Origin of the sequence: Leifsonia sp. SIMBA_070 (assembly GCF_046534635.1) — a bacterium.
GTDB lineage: Bacteria > Actinomycetota > Actinomycetes > Actinomycetales > Microbacteriaceae > Leifsonia.
Genome location: NZ_JAWRYK010001038.1, coordinates 1 through 230 on the forward strand (window position 1 = coordinate 1; position 230 = coordinate 230).

A 230-nucleotide genomic window follows, 5' to 3' on the forward strand; every position below is an offset into this window, starting at 1 on the left:
CCGGCTGCCGCACCGCGACACGGCCTGAGCCGCGACCGGGGCCCGCGCGGTCAGCGGGCGAACGACCGCCGGTGGACCCGGAGGCCGCGGACGCGCCCGGCCCAGAACACCGCACCGAAGGGCACCACGTAGGTCAGGTACGCCGCGACCGCACGACCGGGCGCGCGGCGCCCCGCTGCAGCCGCAGCAGGCGCCGCGATCCCGAGGACCACGACGGCCACGATGACGGC

At 79.1% G+C, this 230-nt stretch carries 1 pseudogene; it reads right to left on the reverse strand.

The features are described 5' to 3' along the window. Positions 1–50: 50 nt before the first annotated feature. A pseudogene (locus tag SB754_RS23310) lies at positions 51–230 on the reverse strand (glycosyltransferase family 2 protein); the annotation flags it as partial.